The following is a 22,892-nucleotide window of genomic DNA, read 5'->3' on the forward strand; positions in this document are numbered from 1 at the left end:
CCTAATTAAATGTTTCCTACCATTGGTTGATCCACAACATCAGCATCATATACTTGCGTCACACTATAATCATTTCTTACTTGTAAACCGTCACCTGTGTTAAACGATCCAGCCCCCGCAAATGTTTTGGACTGACTACTAGGTGATATATTAAATACATCCCCAATATGAAAAATTCCACTACTTGAAATACTATTTACTTTTATAGCTCCAACCATCGCTGGCATAGACATACACCCTTTTTTAAAATCCTTGTAGGTATTATATGGATTTTTCAGCTAGGCGTTACTCATGGAGGGTGATAAAATATTAATTAAACGTTTATTTAAATTTATAGTGAAAATGACTAGTTTGAAGGATTTTTTTTGCAAATTAGGTTGTTGATATTTCTGTATGAAGGAAGTTAAAATTCCTTTTAAATAATATAACGTGGAAATGAAGTAATTATTTCCTCGGGAAGCGCAGGAAATGACAAACTACTGAAGAAAATAAAAGAATTCGACTACTTTTGTGTTTATTTTTTGACAAAAAAAGAACTCATATTATCATGAGCTCTCCACCAACTTTTATGATATTGTAGACATCTATCCTGAAAATCTAGCTTCCTTTATTAATTCAAAACTAGTTTTCTACTTGATTTATTCAACGATTGAAATAATCGGAGAATGATGCAAATATTTGTTCATATTAGGAAGGTCCGCTACTGTTGCATCTGCCTCAGGAGTTGCCATTGCTTGTTGTAAAACTTCTAAACTTTCAAATTCAAGTTCTACAATTAGGTAAAGATTGAGGTCTGTGTTTTGCGTCCTAACCACGCGATGGATAGCCTCATTTTTAATATTAGGAATTTTTTTTGCTAAAGGAAGATGAACACCAAAATAATACGACTCGAATCCATCTGCATCTTTAGGTTGTTCGTACATAATGATTACTTTTGCCATGTCGTCTAACCCCCTTATATTCACCATTCTTAATATATTCGAGTTTATTCTTTACAGAACACTAGAGAGCACTTTTTTTGAAATTCCTTTAGAATTTAGAAATTTCTCAAAACTACAAAGTGAAACTTCACTCAGTAGGGGTTTTCTTCATCACCCACTGAGTGTTAGTTGGGGCCCTCACGAGGTGGGTCACACAGACGTTGCCACAGGGCGTGACGTTATTAGTCTGTGTTCATTTAAGCATTTACTTAGTCTTTATTGTTGCCTTAAAGCCTTGAAGTGGGAGTCTTAGCGCCAGTTAAACGGTGAAAACAGTTCGAGGCACCCTTACCATTAAAAAGCAGTAAAGGTGCCTCAACCATTATTTAAATGGTACGTGGACAAGTTTCCATCCATCAGTTGGTGATTTTCGCAGGACTGTAAATAAAAAGGTTTCTTCAATGACGGGTCCATCTTTCACTCTGTATTTAAAAGTGACAGGGATTTGGTAGATGAACGGTTTTTCTTTGACGGGCCTATGTTTTTTCTCCATTTTCCTAATGGCGACGATGTTTTCGATCGGAACCTCATTGGCATTTCCTTGGTAAATGATACTCAGTATATCGTTTTCTTTTTGATTAATGGCGATAAAGAACAAGTCAATAACTTCCTCGGCTGAAAGCTGTTTAATAAAAGGGTCAAGCAACCCAGCCGCTTTATGAGCCATCACTTGATGCGATAAATCTGTGTTTTTTGATCTGTGGGTCGTACTTCCTTTAAAGTGAATGCAAAAGTGACCTGGGAAACCGTTGGCTAATGCTCCTCTACCGTGAGGCATTCCATGCATTGAAGCGGCTAGTACTTGATTATTGACATTTACCAAAATCGCTCTTCTATTCCAACTCCACTTCTCTCCATAAATTGTTTTCATGATTTTTGTATCTTGATGTGTTAAAGGTTGCACATCTGCATGCTTACTGCCCGCTCGTCTTTGGGCATTAAAGCTCAACCCTGTCTCAAGGTCGGTAATTTTAAACGACGTATACTTTGGGATCATTTCAGATGCATCTTCCCAGTAAAGTATTGTACCAAAGTGATCAGATTGTAATGTGTTAAAATGGTCTACAATCGTCTGGCTAGTTTGTCGCTTTACATTTATCTTTGTATTTTGTTGAATATCAAATAGTTGTCCTACATCATCAGCAATTAAAATACGTACTAGCCCATTTTCAATAAATAAAAGATATCGATGGGAAAACGGTATATCTGTCACAGGTGTTGCTTTTGCTTGCACAATTTCGTGGAATAAAGTATCGGACTGTACGGTTGTGATCGACTGAAATAGGGAGTGACTTGATGCTTTGACGATAAAAGATACTTGATTTTGGTCATCTTTTGCGAAAACAGGTAATGCCGTTAGATTGAAAAGTATACATAAAGCTATAAAGGTCAATGTAAATTTCTTTTTCATTTTGTAAGATCATATCCTAATTTTAAGATTATATTTTTAGCAATTAGTTAGTTCATTCTTTTTCACATACACTGTTACAACTTTCCTTGGCGGTTGATAATTGTCGATAATTTCATAACAGCATGTATATAACAGTTTTCTCTTAGTGAAAAGGGATCACCGAAATACTGAGGAAGAATCGTACTCATAGTGTTTGTCATTTTCTCATATAGAAGTTTAAATACTTCCTCTTCACTATAAAATTGAGTTTCTCTACCTTGTAGCCATTCGAAATAGGAAACGATCACTCCACCCGCATTTGCTAATATATCTGGAATAATAATAACGCCATTTTCATTTAGAATACGGTCTGCATCACCCGTGACAGGCGCATTCGCCCCTTCTACAATCACTTTTGCTTTGACTTTATCTACATTGTCTTTACGAATTTGATCTTCAAGTGCAGCTAAAATGAGTACGTCAATATTTAAGTAAAGAACTTCCTCTCTGTTTAAAATGTCAGCTTTTATATTAAATTGAGCTAACTGTTCTTCGGTTGTAGGTAAATCATATTGATTTTTTACAGTTGCATCAATTAATGCTGGGATATTTAACCCTTCTGAATTATATAGCGTGACGTTTCGATCACTAACGGCAACAATATTGCTTTGTAAATGTGTACAACGATAAGCTTCAAGTGCTGCGACTGATCCTACGTTACCAAAACCTTGAACCGCAATTTTTAATGGACGATTTGCGCATTCAAGTGCGGTTTTGGCAAATTGGTTGCCATTGTCAGTTAACCAACTTTTTTGTTCTTTAATAAAATCAGAAAGCAAGTAGCGAAACGTGAAGTACACCCCTTTGCCAGTCGCTTCTCTTCTACCTAAAGATCCACCATTGACTACACTTTTCCCAGTAAAACTTCCTCGATAAGGTTGCCCTGGACGAATTGTTTTATATTCTGCTGTCATCCAGTCCATTTCGCGGTCGCCTGTGCCAACGTCTGGTGCAGGAATATCTTTATCTGGTCCTAAAATATCACTAAAATATTGTACATATTTTTTACAGATGAGCAGAAGTTCCTTTTCGGTAAACTCTCTGGGGTTAATAACAACGCCACCTTTTCCACCACCGAATGGAACTTCATGCAAGGCATTTTTTAGAGTCATTAAAGCAGCTAAATTTGTCACTTCATCTTCGTTCACGAGTTCATGAAAACGGATACCACCTTTATATGGACCGAGTGTATTATTGTGTTGGATACGGTATGCAGGAATCCGGACGACTTTTCCATTCTCTAGCGGAATACGTAAAAAAGATTTGTGTACATGATTAGGCGTCGAGAGGATTGCAGCTAGTGACGCGAATGCTTGTTCTCTAGTTTCACCTTGCAAGTTTGGCAAAAAGGTTTCATCTTTGAGAAGTGCTTGTAAAGAGTTTTGAACGATTATTCCAGTCTGGCTACCCATAGCATTTTCGACCTCCTTTTTTGTTAATCATTCTCTACCATTATTATTTATTATTTAAATTCCACCATTATTTATCCATAATCATGAAAAAATGCGATATCATTTAAACATCGCATGAAATGTATAATACAGTAAGAGAACTACCTCAGTTATTTAACCATTCGAACTGACATTTATGGTGTAGGCCTCAACTAACATGCATAGGCTATGAAAAAACCGACTGCATGATGTTTCACTTTAAAGGCTAACCATTATTTCCATGAAATGCCTGCCAAAATGACCCTTCAACATCGATCAAATCGATAATGTCGTCAAATGGAATTTTGAATGTTGGAAACCCTGCTGCAAATGCCGCTATTTCGTATGGTAAAAAGTAAATAGCTAGGGCATATTCAGTAATATAAAATGGCTGGTCAGCTCTAATTCCTTGATAGGCATCAGGGAAAAAGTATAAAAATTCATTTTGCTCTGCTATCTGCTTGCCAATAATGTCACTTAACACTTTTACATAATCTACATTTGGTTTAAATAAATCTTTTAATTCGTATACCTCCCCGGTAATTAAATTAATATGAATAAACTCTTGACTTGGCATGCCGTGTGCTGCCCCAAACGGGTATTCGTAAGCTGACAGCTTGATCACGAGTAAGTTACCTCTATACATTTCGATAGAAAAATCACCAGAATAGGTATAATCTAATTGAACATCACGAGGTACGTCTTTCACATTTGATTTATCTTTTAATAACTGATTGATCACTTCTTGTTTTTCTTTGTTTTTCATCCCCTCGATTACCGGGTAGTATACGAGATAGTCTTTGTTTGGGCTGAATTTCACTTCGCGAATTTGATTGTTTTGATCTAGTGGAATGATCGTATTCGGTTTCCATACTAGAGTTCCTGCTCGATCAAAATACAAAACACGTTGATCAACAAATGCTTTGATAAGGTCGTTTTCTAAACTAACTGTTCCTGTACCTGCAATAACAGGATAGTTTTTCGCAAGTCGTCCTGTTTTATTAATAAAGAATGTGAATTGTCCTTTCGTTACCGAACTTAATCCATCCTTGAAGCTAGATACTGAGTTATACATAAAATCGGTGAGACGACGACCCGCTGTTGTTGCTATCGCATAAACTGATCCGATGTATGGTTTATCAGCATCAATTGCATTTCCTAGTGCAACAAGACCTTCTCCAATTTGTAAAATATCATTGTACTGAGGTGGAATGACAAAATTCCCCTTCTCGTCGATTAAACCATAGCGATTAAAGAGATCAGATGCCGCTGTGCTTACGGCTGCTTTTCCATCTTGAAAAGGCTGGGCAGTGGAAAATTGAGGGGTAATGACAATGGTTCCTTGCTCATCTACATAGCCGAAAGGTTCATTAAATGTGTTTTTAAAAGCGCTTAGACCTTCGCTAAAGCTGCTCATAGTTTGAAATGGGTATGTTTGCAAAATTTCCCCAATTTCATTTATCAATGCAAAGTTGTTGTCTTGTAACCGAACAAGTCCTTTTCCAGCTTTAAAATCCATTGCGAATTCGTATTGAAGCGGAATGATTTCATGACCACTTCGATCCAAATAGCCATATAGGTACTTGCCATCAGGTGAAGTGTTAGCTACGACCGCGCGTCCGTCTTCATAGGGTGCAATAAAATTATAGGCTTTCGTTGTTCGCTCATTACCAGTTTCATCGATGACTTTAAATCCATCTTCGTCTATGACAACTGCTCGCGCTTCTGTAAATGGTAGAATGGATTCATATATAGGTCTCACAACAAATGAACCTGAACACTGGATTAATCCAGTTTTATTGTCTATTGTCACGATTGCAAGACCATTTTCTTGAAAGTCATCTGCACTTTCATATTGTGCGGAAAGAACGAAATACCCTTGTCGATTAATGTAACCCCATTTCATTCCTGATGCTGTATTGACCGAGGCAGGATAAAGGCGACATTGTTCCTGATTGGATCGTTGATAATTGGACTTTTCTCCAAGCTCCTTTGATACTACTGATAATGATGATTTGGGCAAAAAGTGACGGACAAAGTTTATAGAATTTGGATCTTCTCGCATTATTCATTTCTCCCTAATCCTAGTTGGAATAGTATATGGGGAAAGGAATTTTTAGGTACATGACCGATAAAAAAAGCTTATGGAATATTAAGCTCCATAAGCTTCTGAATGAAAAAGTATGGTTTCTTTATCTGAAAAGGTCGGATAATGAAATACTTGTTTATAAAATTCAGGCCCTTTACCAGTAACTAATATCCAATCTCCCTCTTCGGCTTGTTCGAGTGCAGCTTGAATAGCAATTGTACGATCTTCTACAACTGTTCCTTTTCCATTTCCGTATACCTTTTGTAGATGGTGAAGCTCGTCTACCATCTGTTGGGAGTCCATTCCATTTAAATCGTCTAATGTTAAAATAAAAAGATCACTATATTTCGAAGATATTTCTACCATTTCTTTTCGTTTAGAACGATCTCCATTTCCTCTAAACCCAAAAATATGAATGATACGCTTTGCACCTTTTTTTACTAAAGTTTGTAAACTATGGGTTAGTGCATCTGGTGTATGTGCATAATCGATTACACAAGTTGCTCCATTTTCGTGGTTATACGTTTCGAACCTGCCTGGCACACCAGGAAATGAATTTAGTGCATCAATCACTTGTGTTGCATGAATACCGAGTCTACGTGCGACCATAAAAGAAAGTGACGCATTTTGTGCATTATGTAATCCACTCAATGGTAACGTCACTTTATATTCATAATTACCTTCCTTAAGATCAAATTCCGTTGAAAACTCAACATTCACATTTGCTAAGTTCATATGATCAATTTCGTCATAGCCAACAGAAAATACATTTTTTTGTTCAATAGTTAATCGATCGAGTAGCCTTCTACTCCAATCACAATAGTTACTGATAATGGCCTCTCCTTGAGGAGATAGTTTATTAAATAGTTGTGCTTTAACTTCAAAATAATTATAAATAGACCCATGATAATCAAGATGATCATGCGATAAATTCGTAAAAAGTGCATAATCAAACGGGATATCATCCACTCTTCCTTGGTTTAAGCCATGTGAAGATACTTCTAGTATGATAATTTCATCTTTACTCTTGTGGATGAGTTCATGTAATGTAAGTGGATCAGGTGTCGTATTAGATGGAGGTAATTGTTCTCCATTTATAATATTGGCAACCGTCCCGACTAATGAACAGCGAATACCAGCACTTTCTAATATATGACGAAGCATATAGGAGGTCGTTGTTTTCCCGTTTGTTCCTGTAATCCCTATAAAGGTTTTGTTACTTGTATGAGTACCATAAAAACATTGGGCAAGTTTAGAAAGGCTGTTTCGACTATTTTTCACTCGAAAATAGGGAATAGTCGGATTACTCCATTTTTTTTCACCAATGATTGCGACAGCGCCAGATTTGATAGCATCTTCAATAAATTGATGTCCATCCGTTTCATATCCTGAAATAGCAATAAATACAAAACCCTTTTTTATCTTTTGTGAATGAAAATGCAACCCACTAATATTAATATCAGGAATGTCTTCCGGTATATTGTCAATTTCGATTGCTTGTAATAAAGAACTCAACTTCATGGATCCTTTGACTCCTTATAGTAGTTTAACTATAATTTACCTACAATTTTTTACTTATTTTCAAAAAGACCTTATATTTAATTGTGAATTTCTAATATTGAACTAGTATCCCCATGTTGAAAAATAATAACCTTATTAAAACACAAACTTCGCGAACTCCTTCCAGCAAGCTGGAACATCGGGAATCAGATGGAGTTTCGACTTCACCTGATTAGAACTTCCCACCTACGCTAAGCTAAGAGGTGCGGGTCTTTAACCTAAGAACATAACGAGGAAATCCCTAATTTCAAACCTATATACATAGCGGTGGTGAACTCGGAAATACTAAATATGAAAAGGAGGAGTTATAATGCCACAAACACTTCAAAATATAATGACCACTAATATTGCTTCAGTGTCACCTCAACAAACAGTCCAAGAAGCTGCAAAATTAATGAAAGAACTGAATGTTGGCTCTATTCCTGTGGTAGAAAGTGGACAAGTAACGGGGATTATTACTGATCGTGATATTACGTTAAGAACAACAGCATCAGGCGTTGATAGTCATACCTCTGTTTCACAATGTATGACTAATCATGTCGTAACCGCAAATTCAACAATGGATGTGCATGAAGCGGCCGAATTAATGGCTCAACAACAAATTCGAAGGCTTCCAGTAGTAGATAACGGACAATTAGTTGGAATGGTGGCGATTGGCGATCTTGCCGTGGAAAATATCTACCAAAATGAAGCTGGTGAAGCACTTTCCAGTATTTCAAACCCATCGTTTCCACATGAATAAATTTTAATAAAAGCATAGCTATCCCTAAGAGGTTGACGTATTAATTAGTCAATCTCTTTTTTCTTTGCGTCATTATAAACCTACTATTGGAGTCAAATTAAACGAAAAGCTATTACATACTAAAGTTATAGAGGAAAAAGAAGAGTATAGAAGATATTGTAAAAAATTTATTTAAATTGGAATGACAGATGGAGTGAATGAATATACTGAATTAACCATTATTTATCAAATGGAAAAGTGGGAACATAAAAGTTCTAATCTATACTTGATCTTCTACGTTTTACAATACGAAATCCGATTTAACTTTACCCTCTTGATGTCCTTCCCCTTCAATTATTTGGTTCAATTCTAGAAGACTTTTTAACAACAATTGAATAAAGGAGTGATGAAATTGTTTAAATCAATCTATGGTATGGACGACTTATCGACAGTTCAACACATTGGGTATGCTTCAGAAAGCAGGATGTATGATTTCACGCTTGTATTTTCAGATCACTTCTTTGGGAAGACACTAGTCACTTGTCTTCAAAGCGGCAATTCATCATTATTAGACTTTCATGATGTAAGTGACACTGCTATTGTTAAAAAAGTGTTTCGTATTAAAGATGATGCTATAGCACAAGAAGTTTCTGCCTTATTAAAAACAAAAATCCCATTAGTAAAGAAAGATGACACCGCATGATTATGTAAGGAGGAGATATTGGCAATTTTCATAATATGTAAACGTTGTCATGGAAGGGGTTGGGTACCAAAAAGGATATGGTTTATTTTTTCAAAAAAAATTTCCTGCCCAAATTGTAAAGGAACAGGAAAATATAAAGTCGTTTCTTAAAAATATGAGGATGACTCTAAATGGTTCGACTATTATAAGTAATAATGATCATTTAAACACTGCCTAAATGTTAGCAAAAAGTCAACTTTTCGTTTAGAGGTCAGCCTCCTACATACTACTTTATCACTTCAGGTGCTCCGTAATCCACTCCATGTGTTTCTACAGTGACACTTTTCATTCTTTGATCTTCGTTTGGTTTATCTTGAGCATTTCTGTCGACTTGTACAATTTGATCAACCGTCTCCATACCTTCTAGTACTTTTCCAAAAGCTGCATAATCCTCGTCTAAGTGAGGTGAATCTTCCACCATAATAAAGAACTGTGAGCCTGCTGAGTTTGGATCATTTGTTCTTGCCATTGAAATAATTCCCCGTTCATGGACTAACGGATTCTCAAAACCATTTGCAGTAAACTCTCCTGCTATCGAATAACCAGGTCCTCCCATTCCACTACCATCAGGATCTCCACCTTGAACCATAAACCCTGGGATGACACGATGGAAAATAACTTCATCATAAAATCCTTCTTCTGCTAAAGAAACGAAGTTAGTTACGGTATTTGGTGCAATCGTTGGAAAGAGTTCAATCTTAATTTGTTCGTCGTTCTCCATCGTAATCGTTACAATCGGATTGGTTTCTAAACTAGCTTGGTTAATAACCTCTTCATTTCCGTATTCTTCTTGTGGCTCACTCGTGCTTGTCCCACATCCTGCCGTAAAAACACCGAATGAAACCGCAATTAAAAGTGATGTAAGTACTTTTTTTTTCTTCAAGCGACTTTTTATCATCATTAGCTCTCCCTTCTTACTGAAAAAAGTTTAACGTATTCTAGAATACATATAAAAAGATTTGTACCTTTGATTTACTTCTCATTAAAACTACAAACCATTATAGCATGATTAATAAATAATAAAGCAATTCGTTTATGGTTTCTACACTACTACCTTAAATTTAAGCTCCACGGTGAATAATGAATTAGGAGCAGTATTTTTATCGTAAAAACACCCCCACGTTTCGCAACATTTTCATGGGAGGAAACGTGGGGGTGTTTTTATGACCAAGAAGACATTCCGCCTTTAATATTGGTAATGTTCGTGAAGCCGAGTCTCTTTAATTTTTTACTTGCTTTATTGCTTCTCATGCCACTTTGGCAAATTAAAACAACTTCTTTCTCACGATCTAATTCAAAGTGTCTTTTGCTAATTTTAGATAATGGAATATTTTTAAAACCTTCAATATGGTTTAACTCATATTCTAAAGCGGACCTTACATCTATTAATTGAATGTCTTTTTGACTAACGATCGTTTTCACTTCTTTATTACTGAGTTGTTTAACTCCTTTTGCGGGTAAAAAGTTTCGAATCGTTAAAATCATAAGGACGATTACAATTATCCATTTTATGATATCCAATTGTATCCACTCCTTTTAACATATTTCGGCTTTCCTCACTAGAAGGACGGCATAAATAGTAACCAGTAACTGTAACACCCTTTTGTTTTAAAAAACGGATACATAAATTCTTAGCCACAACATCATTGGATATAACAACTACTTTTTTACCCTTAAAGGGATGATAATATCTCTTAATATAGGCGAAAGGAATATTAATAGCCCTTGTAATGGGCTGATGACTAGCAATATTGTAGTCACGTATGTCCAGAATTTTTATATCTTCATTAATATGAATAAGGTTTGTACATTTTACGCCTCGAACTGGAACAAACCTTCGATATAATAATATCATTATAAAGAAAAGAATGAATAAAATAATAGCCATTTGATCCTCCTAAATCGACCGACTACATTGCTATTCTACTATATTAAAGGATAGAATGTCGTTTGTTAAGTAAAAATACAGTTGGTAAAATACGTAACTAAAGTTTACAGAAGTGGGATATTTGTCATCCCCTCAACATGAGCTTCGGAAAATTCTTCGACTTCACGTACATCAATAAATATCGCATTTTTATCTGTTTTCATTTTGGTAGCAAGTTCATAAGTCGTAATTTCTTGAATGTGTTCATTTGATGTTCCAAAAAACATAATAGCCACTCCTACGCCAACCGCTATTATAAAAACGGCCATTTTGATTTTCTGTTTCATACCGAAAACCTCTCTACTGATTAAAATGGAATATCGGAAAGTAAATTTACTTTGAACTTCCTTTTCTCAGAATAACATATTATTAAATAAAGGATACTAGTCTATTTATATATATGTTCGTACAAGTTTATTAGATAAATAAGTTTACATTTCCTTCTTCAGCTTCAGCTAAATACGTGGCAACACCTGCATACTCAATACCATCAATTAACTCTTCTTTTTGGATTCCCATAACATCCATTGACATTGTACAAGCAACCATCTTAATATCTAAATCTTTAGCCATCTCGATTAGCTCATTTAACGAAACGACATTGTGCTTTTTCATCATATGCTTCATCAGTTTAGATCCTGCCCCACCAAAGTTCATTTTTGATAATCCTAGTTTTTCAGGACCTCTTGGCATCATTTTACCAAACATTTTTTCTAGAAAGTTCTTTTTTACTGGGATATGTTCATCTTTACGTAAAACATTTAATCCCCAAAAAGTGAAAAACATCGTGACAGGCTTCCCCATTGCTGCTGCACCTGTTGCAATAATAAAACTTGCTAATGCTTTATCTAAATCTCCATCAAACACAATCATCGTCGCTTTCTTTTGTTCCATTTATATCTCCTCCTATTAATACTTATATGGGTATTTATTGGACTTTTATAATATACCCATAAAGGTATATTTGTCAATAACAAATTCCGTTTGTGTATAGACGTATAGTTATATTAATCAGCCATTTTTATACTAGTGCTAATTCAGAATCAACTAGTTCGATTTCTCCGTTTTCAATATGATAAAGAACAGGAATGATAGGTATATCTTGTCCGAGCGCTTGGTAGATGGGATGTGCTAATAATTTCTCGACTTGTTTCAGTATATTTACTTTTGATAGTTGTGCTGGGTATGTGGTCTTTGTTTTAGTAGGTATTGATTGGCGGATGATTTTTAACCACGGTTGCAAAGCTGCTTCGTTATTTCGTTTAATTGCAGCTTCTATTCCGCCACAGTGAGTATGTCCGATGATAAGAATTCCTTTTACATGTAAATGTTTTAAAGCATAGTACAAGCTTGCTGAAAAACTTTCATCCTGTTCATCCACTTGGTTAGCGATGTTCCGGTGAATAAATAGCTTTCCAAGTGGCATTTGCGTAATGACCGATGGGCTGACTCGAGAGTCACTACATGCTAAAACAAATAATTCAGGCTGTTGCCCTTGAACCATTCTTTCAAAAAATTGAGGATCAATCTTCTTCATTTTTTCAAAGAATAACTTATTTTCAGTTTGTATTTCTTGCCATTCCATTGATACTCACTCCTTTATTATTGAAAGTGCTTCATCAATTGAATGAGACTCGAGTTTGCCTTTATATTTTTCATACCAACCCGCACGTTTTAGGATATCTCGGACAGGTCCTTTAATATCACAGAACACAATCTCTTTTCCAATACTTTGATAAGTGGTTAACAATTCATCTAAATGTTCAATTGCTACAGCATCCATATCATTCACTACTGAAAAATCAAGAATGACCGTATGAATGGTTGGATTTTCTAAAAATTTGTGTTGAATCATCTCTTCGATTTTCGTAATGTTTGCAAAATATAATGGCGAATCAATCCTTAAAATTGATACATTTTCTTTTGCAATTGCTGAAGGATAACGTTTAATATTTCGGTAGACGTTCGCTTCTTCTACATACCCTAATTCGGCCACATGTGGATTCGCACTTCTCCAAATAAAGACGATGAGAGAGAAAATAACACCAATGAAAATCCCCGTTTCGATTCCTAGTGTCAAAGTCGAAGCAAAGGTAATTAACAAAGTTGCTCCATCGATTTTTTTGATCTTTAATAAGTGTTTCGCTTCCTTAACATCAATTAACCCGTAAACAGCAACCATGATAATGGCAGCGAGGACAGCATTTGGCATATAGTAAAACCATGATGTGAAAAATAGTAAAGTAAATATTATTAAGACAGCGGTGATGATCGAAGCCAATCCTGTTCTTGCTCCAGCTCCGTAGTTTACAGCTGATCGAGAAAACCCACCAGTGACTGGATAACCTGAAAACGTCGATGCAGAAACGTTAGCAAGACCAAGACCAATTAATTCACGGTTCGGATGAACTTTATATTTTTCCTTTGTTGCAATCACTTTGGCTATCGCGAAACTTTCCACAAAACCAATAATCGCAATGGTAATCGCTATTGGCATTAAAGCGCTGATGGATTCAATATTCCATACTGGAAAAGAAATTGTCGGTAGACCATCTGGTACTTTACCTATAATACTTACCCCTTTTTCATGTAGGTCTAATGTATACACTAAAAGTGTGCTATAAACAACGACGACAAGCGGCGCTGGTACTTTCGGTAACCATTTTTTTAAAGCAACTAATATGATAATACTTGTTACACCAATTAAAAGTGTGTAAGGATGAATACTAGTCAGTTGGCCAAATGCTTTATAAAGTAATTTGAATACATTTTCAGTAGATGGTAAATTTATGCCTAATAAGTGTTTCAGTTGGCTAAGTCCAATGACAATGGCTGCTGCAGATGTAAATCCACTAATAACAGCATGAGAGATAAATTCGGTTACAAAACCGAGTTTAAGTAAACCGAGAGCAAGTTGGATAACCCCTACCATTAAAGCAAGTAAAAGAACAAGTGATATATATTCATTTGAACCTGGTTCCGCTAGGGTCTGAACCCCTGTTAATACTAGTAGAGATACCATTGCAACAGGTCCGACTGCAAGTTGTCTTGAAGAGCCAAATAAGGCGTAGACAAGAAGTGGAATGGTGGACGCGTATAAACCGATAACTGGTGGTAATCCTGCTAGCATCGCGTAGGCCATACCTTGTGGGATCAACATAATGGCTACGATTAAACCTGCAGATAAGTCACCACGTAAATCATGTTTATTATAGGTTAGCATCCACTCAAGCCCTGGAAATATTTTCTTCAGCAACGAAATCCCTCCTTTCTAATGAAGGTGAAAGGCTGGTCCTTGGTTGCTGAGTAGTTTTTAATATGGAACAGCCTCTTCTTATTGGAATAGTATCTATGCTTTTTTGATCCAAAATTTAAATACGTTTCCATCTTCTTCGTGATGAACTAATTCGTTTCCAGATGCTTTACACCACGCAGCAATGTCCGCTTTTGATCCTTTATCTGTTGCGTGCACTTCAAGTACTTGACCTAAGTCGAGTTGATCCATTTCCTTTTTTGTACGAACGATTGGCATTGGGCAAGCTAATCCTTTTGCATCTAATACTTTGTTACTATCCATTAAAGTCATCTCCTCTTATATATAAACGTTTTATAATCGTCTTAAAGTGGTTCTTAAAAGGTAGTTTTGTTAATTAGTTTCTACTTTTCCTGTCCATTGAGTCATTCCAGGTTTTACATTAATTACATTTGTAAATCCATGGTCTGTTAAATGTTTAGCTGCCATTGCACTTCTATTACCAGTACGGCAAATAATATAGATAGCGTCTTGTTGATTTAATTCACCTAAACGTTGTTCCAACTCACCTAATGGAATTGAGATGGACTGTGGTATTCTCGCAAACGCATATTCTGCTGGCTCACGTACATCTAAAATTGTTACTCCAACTTCGCCGATTTTTTCTTCTAACTCTTCATTAGAAATGACATGTGGGTAATCGACTTCTTCTTTTGTTTCAGAAGGATCGGCTTTTCGTAAATAATGAATTAGAACTTCTTCTTCTTCGTTTGTCCCTAAATATTGGTGACCTGTTGAATTAGCCCACGCTTTTATATCAGCTAATGACCCTTTATCTGTAGCTTGAATTTCAAGCACTTCACCTGAGTTTAATTGATCCATTGCTTTTTTTGTACGAACAATTGGCATTGGACATACTAATCCTTTTGCATCTAATACTTGATTTACTTTGATTGACATATAACTTCCTCCTTCAATATACCTTTACCCCTATAAGTATAATAAAATGCAAACAGTGATTAGTCAACTTTTTTACCTATAGAGGTATTATAATGTGTAAAATAAACCTATCTTTTTTGTTAATAATCTACACCAAATTAGTGAGTATGGTGTACTGCACAGTGGTTTGGTCCAATTTCTAACTCTTGCTTCCGATCTTTATCTGCTCGTTCAACTCCACGGTTAATCGCAATAATTTCTTCAAAGTTCGGTGGTTTAACAGAAGACGCAGATTGTTCCACATGATCTAGAAATGAATCTTTTGTCATCGAAAACATTTTTTCATTTCGAGCACGAATATTTCCTAAATGGTCGCCAATAAATTCTTTGTCATTTACTTCCTCTACATAATTAGCGTAGTGACCTGGAAGAACGATAACATCATCAGCAATAGTAGCTACTTTATCATAAATGGTGTGATATAAATCATCGGCCCATTCACGAACTTTATTTCCTAAGTCTGGACGACCTAATCCACTTACGAAAATGGTGTCTCCTGAGAATAATAATTTGTCGTTGACGAAGAACGAGACACTACCAGGTGTATGTCCTGGTGTTTTTACCGCTAATACTTCTAATTTAATATTGTTAAACTCGATCTTTTCATAGTTTTCTAATGCTTCAAAGTCACATATTGCTCCTTCACTCTTCATGAGAAAATACTTTGCGCCTAAGTCTTCCGCTAGTTCATGACCTCCTGAAATGTGATCAGCATGTAAATGAGAATCAACAATATGTGTAATCGTTGCTCCTTCTTTTTTCGCAGCATCAATATATACATCGGTAAAGCGACTTGGGTCTACAATTAATGCTTGATCATCGGATGTAACCATATAGGATAGACAACCTTTTCCAATACGGATAAATTGGTCGACTTTGATTTTTTCGTCTTCATAAATACGAACTTGGTGTAAATGCTCACTCCACGCTTTCATTCCATCAATTAACGAATAAACTCCGTTAAACCCAGCTTCAACGATCATCTCTCCTACAAATGCAGATGAGCCACCCTTAGCACATACAACAACAATATCTTGATCCTTTGGTAATCGTTCTATAATCGAGTCAACACCTTCAATTAGTTCAAAATATGGCATATTTAGATAAGAAAATGACTTACCTTCTATTTTCCAATCTTGAAAGTCTGATTCATTACGGACATCAAGGATAAAAAGTTCTTTATTATTAACGATACGTTCCATAATATCTTTTGCTGTCATATCTTTTACATTACTCATAACATCATCTCCTTTATTTACATTATACCCAGCAAGGTATCTTGTCGATGTCTTAATAATATACCAATAGGGGTATATGTGTCAACACGTAATTCCAATTTTTTTGATTAGCTATTTTGTTGTTACTGTCCCATTTTTCTTCATTATATGGATACTCTTTAAAAAAAAAGAGAAACTTAATCATTATTACATTTAAAAGGAATGGGATTAGCAGATGGTTTACATATTATTACTTGTAGGGTTTGCTTTATTAATAAAAGGTGCAGATTATTTTGTAGATGGTTCAGCTGCAATTGCTAGTTTATTACGGGTGTCTCCCCTATTAGTTGGACTTACAATTGTTGCATTTGGTACAGGTGCTCCAGAAGCAACCGTGAGTATAATCGCGGCGTTAGAAGGAAATACAGATGTTACGGTTGGGAACGTCGTTGGGAGTAATATTATCAATACCGCTCTCGTCGTTGGGGTAACCGCGTTCATATACCCTCTTAAAGTTGAAAGGGCAACGATAAAAAAAGAAATTCCGTTAGCGTTTTTGGCTAGTATTGCATTACTTATTTTAATGAGTGATCAACTTTTACAGGGGGCTCCAGCCAATGTCCTCTCGCGGAGTGACGGTATTGTTTTTCTATTGTTCTTTTGTATTTTTTTATACTATGTTATTGAGATGGCAAGAAATAGTCGTGAAACATTTGTTGAAGAAAATGATGCTACTAACACCCAGCATACGTGGGGTAAAAATATACTACTATCTCTAGGTGGTTTAGCGGCGATCATATTTGGTGGTTACTTAGTTGTAGAAAATAGTACAGTGATTGCCTATACCTTTGGAATGAGTGAAACATTAGTAGGTTTAACAATTGTAGCAATTGGGTCGTCACTGCCTGAACTTGTCATTTCTGTTACAGCTGCATTAAAAAAGCAAAGTGAAATTGCTTTAGGTAATATTGTGGGAAGCTCCATATTCAATATATTATTTGTATTAGGGGTTTCATCTATTATTACTCCGCTATCTGTAGACCCGAAAATCTTTTTTGATGTCATCGTTATGATAGTGTTAACGGTTGAATTGTTTATTTTTTCTAGAACGGAATATCGGGTTGGAAAAACAGAAGGTGTAATGATGTCGGTCGCTTATATTCTATATCTTGTAATCATTATTATTAGGAATTAAAAATTTAGTTTTGTCTTAGATGAAGCTTGTATTTAATAAATTAAAATTTTTGATAAGACAAAAAGGTGTGAACTTTTTAGTAAAGTCACACCTTGGTCTACTGTAAACTATTTATGTCATCCATGTCGTATAATCCTTATAACTCGTTTTTTTTACTTTAGGCACGTTCATATCGGGAAACCCGAGATAGATAAATCCTAAAATTTCTCCACGATCAGACATTCCAAAAAAATCACTTACTTTTTTATGGTAACATATCGCTCCCGTTCGCCAAATTGCTCCTAAACCAAGCGCGTGACCAGCTAATAACATATTTTGGATCGCGGCACTAACCGCAGCATATTCCTCTTGGATCACTACATTCTTTTTTGTACTAGGTTCCACACCTACCGTTATAATAACTGGAGCTCTGAGTGGGTTTTTTTTGACCCGTTCTATTTTTTTAATTAATTCTGGATTTGTTCGATTATCAGCATCAGATTTTGAAATTTCTTCAAATACCTCACCTAACTTTTCTCGGCTAACACCCGTTAGAACAAAAAAGCGCCAAGGTTCTGTTTTGAAGTGGTTGGGTGCAAAAGTACCTGCTTCGAGAATTTGTTGAATATATTCGATTGGGATAGGATCAGATTTAACGACACCAATACTTCGCCTTGTTTTGATCGCATCAAATAATTCCATTCACTAACACTCCCTCAGTTAATTTGTGAGCCCAGGAATACTTTTCATTTATATGATGATAACAATAAATATGTTAATAGTAGCCTGTCCATAGAGATACCCTATGCTGGAAAGTTAAAAGATCTTTTTTAAATACATTCTCTTAATACTACGGGATGAGATAAGGGAAATGTAAACAAATCCTCTAACAACTATTTATGTCGAAAATTCAGCATTAGAGCTATTTATAACTGTTCTTCCTTTTCTTTATTTTTACGATCACTGTATCGGTTATAAAATTCTTCAACCTTTATAAAAAGCCACTGTAAAGCAATACCATGAAGCAATACTCCTAAAATGGTGATAATGACTAAAAGTATAATGGACCCAAATTGTGTGACTTCGACACTGCGATGACCAAAGAACATTAAGTGCTTTATAACATAAACAAATGATTCTATTAGTGAGGTAACTTTAACTTCAATTTTCCATAATAATATCGATTTTATGGTTAATAAAAGAAGAAGAATTCCTAATACAGCGACTTTTGATTGATAAGACGTTTTATCAATGATTGGTTGTATATAAAATTTCGTAACGGTCTTGATTCTAAATAAGTAAACAACTCGAACAATACGAGCAATTTGAAAAAACTGGTCAAGTGGTATTACCGCTATTAAAAGGAATGGATTTTGTTTAATAAAAACCCATTTTTCATTGGCCCTTATCAAACGAAATAAAAAGTCAATGACAAATATAACCCATACACCCCAATTTACTACCTGGTTATAAGGATTGTCTGCCCATATCGTCATGATAGTTAGAACAACTAAAAGGATCATCGTGCCTTCGTAAATCCGTTGAAAAAATTTCATTTGATGATGTCTCCATCCTGTAGTAATAATATGGAGGTCTTTTTATGCAACTTATTTTACTATAGCATTTTTCTACTAAACTTGCATTTACAGATAAGATGAAACTCCTATCAGTGAGGGGTTTTCTTCTTCCCCCACTTATCCTTCTTTGATTCCTCGAAGTCTTGAAGTAGGGGTAATACTGCCAGTTGTTGCGGGATAAAAATTGATATGAGACACTCAGGCTCCCTTTTTCTTTTGAAATTACTAATAAATAAAAACTTCAATATTTGACTGTTTTTTTATATTAAGTTAATAGTTTGAATGTATCAAAGAGCAAAGAGAAGTCAGCTTAACAAATTGTGTATAGTCCTTGTCTTTTCTTTTAGTATTAGACAGCAGATTTTGACAATTTGGTTAAAATACTTGCAAAATTATTAGAAAATTCGTAAAATTATAATTAGTAATTGAATCTATTATCAAGTTCGATATCAATCTTACAAAGGAGGTACAGCAATGGCCGTAATGAATACTGGAAAAGTGGCTCACGATCATGCCCTACAAGTTTTGAAGTTATTGACTCATGAATATTGGAATAGTGAGTTAATGGAAAAAATTAAAAATGAGTTAAAATCGTCTTATAGTAATCTTAATGAACACCTTTGCGGCGGAAAATGTCATTGTGGCGATAAACAGTCAGATATAGACTTTTATCAAACGATGTATGAAGATATGCGAGAAGCGGTGTCTTCACAATCTATGTCGGTTGTTCCTGTACTTCAAGAGCAATTATGGGAATTCTTTCAAGACAAGGAGAAGTCACATCGTTGTATTCAATCACTAATGAATACTAAACATAAATGGGTTCAGGAAATGGATTGAAACTAGAAAACCAGCAATAGGTAAGACTATTGCTGGTTTTCTTCATTGTTAGAGCTTAACATTTAACGCTTTTCCGAAAGAAGCTCCCACTTCAAGCAATCGGTAATGGTGGTAAGTAGGGGTAGTTCACTAGAGAAATAACCATTTGTATATCTAGATCGATTTCGTTAAAATCTAACACGAGGTGAGAATTTGGATATATTTCTTTGGATCATCATTATAGCATGTTTCGTCTTGAGTTTTGTAGGATTGATATACCCGATCATTCCATCGGTTGTGTTAATTTGGTTGGGTGTTGTTTTATACTATTTTTTCATTTCTGCGACAGTTTCGTGGTGGAGTTGGGGAACGTTTATCCTATTAACGATTGTTTTATTTTTAACGGATTATTTGGCAAATCTGTATTTTGTCGAGCGATCTGGAGGTACTAAATGGGGCATTCGAGCGGCTACAGTCGGTGTCATTGTCGGTTGTTTTGTGTTCCCACCGTTTGGGATATTGGTCGTTCCATTTTTACTCGTTCTTGTTACGGAGCTTGTTCAACGAAAAACGTTAAAGGACGCTTTGAAAGTCGCTTTAGGAACATTCATCGCCTTTTTAAGTGGGACGTTTGCGAAAGCCGTTTTTCAGCTCGTGATGATTATTGTATTTTTGGTAGATGTTTTTCTTAATTAAGAGCTTATATCGACCTGAATTAATGTAAAATTTTATATGATGGGGTTAGAATTTTATGCAGTTAGATTAGGACCATAAACGATTAGAATTGACTTATACATTTTCCAACCAGGTCGATTAACAGTTGAAACCAGAGAAAGAAGCAGAAACTGGTAGTTCATATCAACTTCTGCTTCTATAAGAGAAATCTATTAATTTATAAAAATTTCTGCCAAAATCGTAGTTTTTTCGCAAAAATTACTTCCGCCAGTTCTCTTGCAATCCAGGTTGCGCCTAACTCTTTCATCGATAATCTAGAATGTTTGACCATATTGTTGCTTAGAACAATAATCGTAACATCCTCATCAATATATCTTTCGAAATGACTGATGTACCCTCCAGGGTGTGTTCCACCGTGACAAATGCTTCGTCCTTGAAATTGATTTTTTATGAGCCATGGATAACCGACAGTAATCCATTTCCCAATATAACTAGGCTCTTCCATCATTTTACCGTTTTCTCACGAAGTAGTCGATGTTCTTTTAACGCACGATCTAATTTATATAAATCACCCACAGTTGAATGAATTTCACCGCATGCAAACATGAGCGAAGGGTTAAAGAAAATACCTGGTCTCCCCTTAATATAATTTTTTGCTGTATATTCAAAGTCATCTCTTTCAAAACCTGTGTCATTCATTTCTATCGTTTCAAGTATATTCTCTTTTACATATTGCTCATAAGTTTTTCCCGTAACTTGTTCAATGATCGATCCAAGCATGAGAAAGCCTGTATTGTTATAGGAAAACTTCCTGCCTGGTGAAAAACTCAAGCCTTTAGCATGAACAATGTTGATGATTTCTTCAGGTTTATACTCTTTTTGCATATCAATTGCTTTACTAAGCATTAAATAATTGGGTATGCCTGATGTATGATTCAAGAGATGATGGATCGTAATTAAATTAGTTTTGTATTGCGGAAAGAATGTTCCTATTTTTTGATTTAACGATAGAACCCCATGTTCAATCAGCTGTAACGTAGCAATCGCTGTGATCGGTTTACTAATGGCCGAAGCTGTTGAAAAACGTGTATCTACTGTGTTGTTGATATTTTTTTCCATATCTGCAAATCCAAACGCTTTATGAAACTGGATTTCTCCTTTGCGTGCAATTAGCACACTTCCAGAAAAATTAGACTTCTTCGACAAATACTCGTCAATTTGATTAATCATAGGGCACCCCGTAATTGATTATTCGAATTACAATTAAGAGTAATTCGACAATTAAGAGAAATTATCCTTTACTTAATGAGCGATTGGATGAATTTATAGGTGCACATTCGGATTCATTAAATACAAAACTAACGAGACTTCTCTTTTTAGTATTAGTTCATTCCCTGTTACCTTTTCTTAATTTTCTTTGGACAATCATTTCAAAAAATGTTGAAGGTAGTAAATTTTTTAAAAACATAGTTAGTCGAATTCCCTTTCCAACAGGATAGCGAAACTTTGGATTTTGCGAGTCGCAGATGTCTACGATGACCTGAATGACTTCATTCGGGTCAGCAGCCTGTTCGCCCGAACGTTTCGCTTCCTTGTAGATCTTTTTCATGTATTCGTCATACTCGCTTTGTGTAGTGGGATTTATTTTCCCTAATGCTTTCCCCCAAATTGCAGTTTTATAAGATCCAGCTTCTACTAAACTAACATGAATTTGAAAGGGAAGTAATTCGAGACGGAGTGACTCACTAAATCCAGCGAGTGCAAATTTAGAAGACACATATGGACCTAATCCAGGAAAGCCAACACGGCCGCTAATGCTTCCAATATTTATGATCTTTCCACTACGGTTTTCTCGCATCCATGGTAGGAAGGCTTTCGTTAGCGCGATCACTCCAAAAAGGTTTGTATCGAATTGCGCTTTCCAATCACTTAATTCAAGTAACTCAGTCATTCCGCCAATACTATATCCTGCATTGTTTATAAGAATGTCGACTTTCTCATATTTCGCTTTAACATGCTGTTTCACGTTTTCTATTTGTTGTTCATTGGTCACGTCTAATGCAAATACTTCAATATAATCTAATATGTTTTGTTGCTCTGCCTCCTTTAATAAAGCTTGTTTTTTTGATAGATCACGCATTGTGGCAATGACGAAAAAACCTTTCGAAGCAAGTTCTATTGTCGCTAAGTAACCAAAGCCACTATTTGTTCCTGTAATTAAGACTACTTTTTTATTCATCTGTCTTCTCCTTATGTATATTGCTCTTTTATATTCATTT

Annotated in this window: 26 protein-coding genes; 5 read left to right on the forward strand and 21 right to left on the reverse strand. The window is 35.4% G+C overall.

The window, feature by feature from the left end; genetic code table 11:
* Positions 1–5: 5 nt before the first annotated feature.
* From BK574_RS05905 to BK574_RS05930, 6 genes are all read right to left on the reverse strand, one after another.
* Entirely contained in the window at positions 6–227 is a 222-nt protein-coding gene (locus BK574_RS05905; RefSeq protein WP_075387847.1) for a spore germination protein, read from the reverse strand.
* A 411-nt stretch (positions 228–638) separates the two neighbouring features.
* Entirely contained in the window at positions 639–941 is a 303-nt protein-coding gene (locus BK574_RS05910; protein WP_158211550.1) for an EthD family reductase, read from the reverse strand.
* Positions 942–1,302: 361 nt separating this feature from the next.
* Entirely contained in the window at positions 1,303–2,391 is a 1,089-nt protein-coding gene (locus tag BK574_RS05915) for a hypothetical protein (protein WP_078427906.1), read from the reverse strand.
* Between the two features lie 74 nt (positions 2,392–2,465).
* Entirely contained in the window at positions 2,466–3,842 is a 1,377-nt protein-coding gene (locus tag BK574_RS05920) for a Glu/Leu/Phe/Val family dehydrogenase (RefSeq protein ID WP_078427907.1), read from the reverse strand.
* Between the two features lie 244 nt (positions 3,843–4,086).
* On the reverse strand, positions 4,087–5,925 hold the full coding sequence (locus BK574_RS05925; RefSeq protein WP_078427908.1) for a WG repeat-containing protein: 1,839 nt from the start codon (positions 5,923–5,925) through the stop codon (positions 4,087–4,089).
* 87 nt (positions 5,926–6,012) lie between these two features.
* Positions 6,013–7,470, reverse strand: coding sequence for a UDP-N-acetylmuramoyl-L-alanyl-D-glutamate--2,6-diaminopimelate ligase (locus BK574_RS05930; RefSeq protein ID WP_078427909.1), 1,458 nt, complete (start codon positions 7,468–7,470; stop codon positions 6,013–6,015).
* 349 nt (positions 7,471–7,819) lie between these two features.
* Here BK574_RS05930 and BK574_RS05935 point away from each other — a divergent pair, with 349 nt between their 5' ends.
* Together BK574_RS05935 and BK574_RS05940 are read left to right on the forward strand one after the other, a co-directional pair.
* A complete protein-coding gene (locus BK574_RS05935; protein WP_078427910.1) occupies positions 7,820–8,251 on the forward strand; it encodes a CBS domain-containing protein in 432 nt (143 codons plus the stop codon).
* Between the two features lie 391 nt (positions 8,252–8,642).
* Positions 8,643–8,933 (forward strand): SAV0927 family protein, encoded by a 291-nt coding sequence (locus tag BK574_RS05940; protein ID WP_078427911.1) that lies wholly within the window; start codon positions 8,643–8,645, stop codon positions 8,931–8,933.
* Between the two features lie 265 nt (positions 8,934–9,198).
* Here the strand turns inward: BK574_RS05940 and BK574_RS05945 are convergent, their stop codons facing one another.
* From BK574_RS05945 to BK574_RS05985, 10 genes are all read right to left on the reverse strand, one after another.
* Positions 9,199–9,873 (reverse strand): peptidylprolyl isomerase, encoded by a 675-nt coding sequence (locus BK574_RS05945; protein WP_078427912.1) that lies wholly within the window; start codon positions 9,871–9,873, stop codon positions 9,199–9,201.
* Positions 9,874–10,133: 260 nt separating this feature from the next.
* On the reverse strand, positions 10,134–10,457 hold the full coding sequence (locus BK574_RS05950; RefSeq protein ID WP_180320608.1) for a rhodanese-like domain-containing protein: 324 nt from the start codon (positions 10,455–10,457) through the stop codon (positions 10,134–10,136).
* On the reverse strand, positions 10,414–10,860 hold the full coding sequence (locus tag BK574_RS28070; RefSeq protein WP_142247912.1) for a rhodanese-like domain-containing protein: 447 nt from the start codon (positions 10,858–10,860) through the stop codon (positions 10,414–10,416). Before BK574_RS28070 ends, BK574_RS05950 begins: the two co-directional genes overlap by 44 nt.
* Positions 10,861–10,964: 104 nt before the next feature.
* Entirely contained in the window at positions 10,965–11,186 is a 222-nt protein-coding gene (locus BK574_RS05955) for a rhodanese-like domain-containing protein (RefSeq protein WP_078427913.1), read from the reverse strand.
* 130 nt (positions 11,187–11,316) lie between these two features.
* Complete coding sequence (locus tag BK574_RS05960) at positions 11,317–11,793, reverse strand: DsrE/DsrF/DrsH-like family protein (RefSeq protein WP_078427914.1); 477 nt, start codon at positions 11,791–11,793, stop codon at positions 11,317–11,319.
* Positions 11,794–11,920: 127 nt separating this feature from the next.
* Positions 11,921–12,484 (reverse strand): carbonic anhydrase, encoded by a 564-nt coding sequence (locus BK574_RS05965; protein WP_078427915.1) that lies wholly within the window; start codon positions 12,482–12,484, stop codon positions 11,921–11,923.
* 6 nt (positions 12,485–12,490) lie between these two features.
* The gene (locus tag BK574_RS05970; protein ID WP_078427916.1) at positions 12,491–14,155 is read right to left on the reverse strand and encodes a SulP family inorganic anion transporter; all 1,665 of its coding nucleotides are present in this window, start codon (positions 14,153–14,155) and stop codon (positions 12,491–12,493) included.
* Positions 14,156–14,248: 93 nt separating this feature from the next.
* Positions 14,249–14,476, reverse strand: a complete 228-nt coding sequence (locus BK574_RS05975; protein WP_078427917.1) for a sulfurtransferase TusA family protein — start codon at positions 14,474–14,476, stop codon at positions 14,249–14,251.
* Between the two features lie 69 nt (positions 14,477–14,545).
* Complete coding sequence (locus tag BK574_RS05980) at positions 14,546–15,112, reverse strand: sulfurtransferase TusA family protein (protein WP_078427918.1); 567 nt, start codon at positions 15,110–15,112, stop codon at positions 14,546–14,548.
* Between the two features lie 137 nt (positions 15,113–15,249).
* The gene (locus tag BK574_RS05985) at positions 15,250–16,389 is read right to left on the reverse strand and encodes an MBL fold metallo-hydrolase (protein WP_078427919.1); all 1,140 of its coding nucleotides are present in this window, start codon (positions 16,387–16,389) and stop codon (positions 15,250–15,252) included.
* A 214-nt stretch (positions 16,390–16,603) separates the two neighbouring features.
* Here BK574_RS05985 and BK574_RS05990 point away from each other — a divergent pair, with 214 nt between their 5' ends.
* Positions 16,604–17,563, forward strand: a complete 960-nt coding sequence (locus tag BK574_RS05990; RefSeq protein ID WP_078427920.1) for a calcium/sodium antiporter — start codon at positions 16,604–16,606, stop codon at positions 17,561–17,563.
* 111 nt (positions 17,564–17,674) lie between these two features.
* On the opposite strand, the gene BK574_RS05995 is transcribed toward BK574_RS05990, so the two are convergent.
* On the reverse strand, positions 17,675–18,244 hold the full coding sequence (locus BK574_RS05995) for a nitroreductase family protein (protein ID WP_078427921.1): 570 nt from the start codon (positions 18,242–18,244) through the stop codon (positions 17,675–17,677).
* 224 nt (positions 18,245–18,468) lie between these two features.
* The gene (locus BK574_RS06000; RefSeq protein ID WP_078427922.1) at positions 18,469–19,098 is read right to left on the reverse strand and encodes a transporter; all 630 of its coding nucleotides are present in this window, start codon (positions 19,096–19,098) and stop codon (positions 18,469–18,471) included.
* A 495-nt stretch (positions 19,099–19,593) separates the two neighbouring features.
* Between BK574_RS06000 and BK574_RS06005 the strand changes: the two genes are divergently transcribed.
* Both BK574_RS06005 and BK574_RS06010 read left to right on the forward strand, forming a co-directional pair.
* A complete protein-coding gene (locus BK574_RS06005; protein WP_075389268.1) occupies positions 19,594–19,959 on the forward strand; it encodes a hypothetical protein in 366 nt (121 codons plus the stop codon).
* 192 nt (positions 19,960–20,151) lie between these two features.
* A complete protein-coding gene (locus tag BK574_RS06010; RefSeq protein WP_078427923.1) occupies positions 20,152–20,634 on the forward strand; it encodes a DUF456 domain-containing protein in 483 nt (160 codons plus the stop codon).
* Positions 20,635–20,830: 196 nt separating this feature from the next.
* On the opposite strand, the gene BK574_RS06015 is transcribed toward BK574_RS06010, so the two are convergent.
* The 3 genes from BK574_RS06015 to BK574_RS06025 all read right to left on the reverse strand — a co-directional run bounded on the left by BK574_RS06015 (position 20,831) and on the right by BK574_RS06025 (position 22,852).
* Positions 20,831–21,118, reverse strand: a complete 288-nt coding sequence (locus tag BK574_RS06015) for a hypothetical protein (protein WP_218970544.1) — start codon at positions 21,116–21,118, stop codon at positions 20,831–20,833.
* A complete protein-coding gene (locus BK574_RS06020) occupies positions 21,118–21,843 on the reverse strand; it encodes a serine hydrolase domain-containing protein (protein WP_078427925.1) in 726 nt (241 codons plus the stop codon). The genes BK574_RS06015 and BK574_RS06020 overlap by 1 nt, the downstream gene beginning before the upstream one ends.
* Positions 21,844–22,000: 157 nt before the next feature.
* A complete protein-coding gene (locus tag BK574_RS06025; protein ID WP_078427926.1) occupies positions 22,001–22,852 on the reverse strand; it encodes an SDR family oxidoreductase in 852 nt (283 codons plus the stop codon).
* Positions 22,853–22,892 lie beyond the last annotated feature (40 nt).

The sequence above is a fragment of the Alkalihalobacterium alkalinitrilicum genome (assembly GCF_002019605.1).
In the GTDB taxonomy this organism is placed as follows: Bacteria; Bacillota; Bacilli; order Bacillales; family Bacillaceae_F; genus Alkalihalobacterium; species Alkalihalobacterium alkalinitrilicum.